We start from the raw sequence: 2,233 nt of genomic DNA on the forward strand, positions 1-2,233 counted from the left end.
TTTTGTCTTCTTAAAATATCTTCTATCATCTTATCTATTATATATATCGGCTTTTTAGAGCCAAAACATAATAAATTTTTTGAAGTAGTCAATTCCTATGGTAGGGTAGCGGAAAATGGGAAATTATCTTTCACTTCTCTATTACTACAGAATTTATCATCTATTGATTAAATATGACCTTTTAACCCAATACACCCCTTTGGATGTATTGTTATATTTAAGTAAATACAGGAAGGTAAAAACCTCAACCCAATGGATAGACCTTGAAATACCCAAACAAACACGAAAATTGATAGAAAATCTAAATTTACATATTACTTAAAAATCAGGAAGTTACGGGCTAAGATTAGCTCTGCATCAGGTTCGTAGAGAAAAAAGCCTGTTCTTTCACATAGCTTCAGGACCTGGTTTGCCTGAGAGATAGCCTTTTCATATTTCTTCATATCCAACCACAACCTGCTGGACTCAAGCAAGGCTTCGATTTCAATAGCAGGATAGCCAACATTTTTTGGCAATCTCAAGGGAGGTTTGAAGATGGGTTTTTGCTTCTTTTTGGTTTCCCTTTAGCCTTTCAATTGCAGATAAGCAGCGGTGACATCTTGAAATACTATTTAGCCAATTTTCACTCTGGCAGATCTCAAGGTTTGCTTTGGTAAGTTCAAAAGCCTCATCAATCTGCTTGATTGAGATTAGGAAGTCTGCATAGAAGACTCCAGTTATAGAGAAATCCCGATGCCCCCATATCTTTCTTGCAAGCTCATCTGCCTGCCGAAATTCCTTTTCTGCTTTCTCATTTTTACCTAAGAGATGAAGTATCCAACCAAGATAGGCTTTTGAATAGCAGATATTCTTATCAAACCCTGCTTTCTCTGCCAACTCAAGGGCTGTTTGAGCACTCTCATTTGCCTCCTTGAGCCTACCTGTTCTAAACCAGAGGTCAGCCAAGTTTTGATAACCCACAGAGGCGTTTTTCCAGTCTTTGTCTTCGATTTGCATATTTGTCTTGCGAACGAAAAGCTCCTCTGCCTCTTTTGGCCTGCCTGTAGCCTGTAGTCCCATTCCGGTTTCATTGAGCAGCCAGCTCTGGGCTCTCTTTTCGCTTACCAGCGGCATCTGGGAAAGGTCTTCATCTGGAAAGAAGTTTCTAACAAGGGAAAGATTGGTTTCCCAGGCACCAAGCTTATGGGTAATGAACCGCTCCTCCCTTCTGCCTATTTTCTCCCAATAGACATCATAAAACACCCCATTATAAAGCCCGGCAGAACACCCATGATATACCTGCTCAAACAAAGGCTGCATCTCCTCTAAGGTTTCTGGTTTATCCTTTGCTATCTTTCCAAAGTATTCATAGATTGCTTTATGGGTTAGCTTCTTTTCTTCTTCATCAAATATAGACTCAAAGTAGCCCTTGATTAAGGGATGGGTGGTGTATCCTTCGGCAATAAGCCTTCTTTTTACTAAGTCCTTTACCATTTGCTTGAAATGGAAGGCATCCATCTTTATCCTTGGCTGAAATATTGCCTCAAATTCTTTTTCTCCCACTGTTCCTCTAAAGAGTGAGAAGAGCTTCATAAACTGCCTTTGGTTTTCGTTTAGTTGCTTGTCATACCAGAGGAGCATACGCTGTGGCTTACCCTCTATTTTAGGAATTTCACCTGCCTTTTTAATATCACCACCAGGGCCTAAATAATTTGCCAAGAGAACAAGGCTTAGGGTATGGCCTTTAAAATCTTCCCAAATCTTATCTATTTCTTCATCACTCCCTCTTACCCCAACCCTTTGAAACAACAGTCTTGTATCTTCTTTTGATAATTCCTCTACATCAAGCTTCTGGTAGCTTAGGTAATTTTCAATATCACTTAATGGAAATCTTGTGGTTATAAGACACAAGCCTTTAAAATTTGTATCAGCAATGGATTTGAGTAAGTCAGTAAACTCTAAGTGTTGCATCTTACCAAATTCTTCGCCGGTTTGCGATTTCTGCATCTCCTCCAGACCATCCAGGATGATGAGATATTCCCTTTCCAAGAGAAGCTCTTTTATTTTGTCTGTTTTCTGCCAGGATGTCTTGTAATCATCAAGCTTAAATCTATCTTGGGAGAGATAAACAAATAATGCGATAAGGAAACGCTCAAGGTAAGGATTGCGATAAAACCCCCACCAGAATATGCCATCAGGCTGGATGTTATTTTCTTTCAGGCTATCAAACCACTTTCTGACTAATGCCGATTTC

General features: G+C 39.5%; 3 protein-coding genes. 1 reads left to right on the forward strand and 2 read right to left on the reverse strand.

Annotated features, from left to right (window positions below; translation table 11 throughout):
* Window positions 1–115: 115 nt before the first annotated feature.
* Complete coding sequence (locus tag AB1630_12595) at window positions 116–322, forward strand: hypothetical protein (protein MEW6104629.1); 207 nt, start codon at window positions 116–118, stop codon at window positions 320–322.
* On the opposite strand, the gene AB1630_12600 is transcribed toward AB1630_12595, so the two are convergent.
* Window positions 315–443: a hypothetical protein gene (locus AB1630_12600; protein MEW6104630.1), complete on the reverse strand. Its 129-nt coding sequence runs from the start codon at window positions 441–443 to the stop codon at window positions 315–317. The genes AB1630_12595 and AB1630_12600 overlap by 8 nt on opposite strands.
* A gap of 40 nt (window positions 444–483) precedes the next feature.
* A partial coding sequence (locus AB1630_12605) for a tetratricopeptide repeat protein (GenBank protein ID MEW6104631.1) occupies window positions 484–2,233 on the reverse strand: 1,750 nt, incomplete at its 5' end.

This window comes from bacterium, assembly GCA_040753555.1.
GTDB lineage: Bacteria > UBA9089 > UBA9088 > UBA9088 > UBA9088 > JBFLYE01.

Coding starts and splice junctions, on each gene's coding strand:
- AB1630_12595 (MEW6104629.1), top strand. CDS start 116: ATGGGAAATTATCTTTCACTTCTCTATTACTACAGAATTTATCATCTA.
- AB1630_12600 (MEW6104630.1), bottom strand. CDS start 443: ATGAAGAAATATGAAAAGGCTATCTCTCAGGCAAACCAGGTCCTGAAG.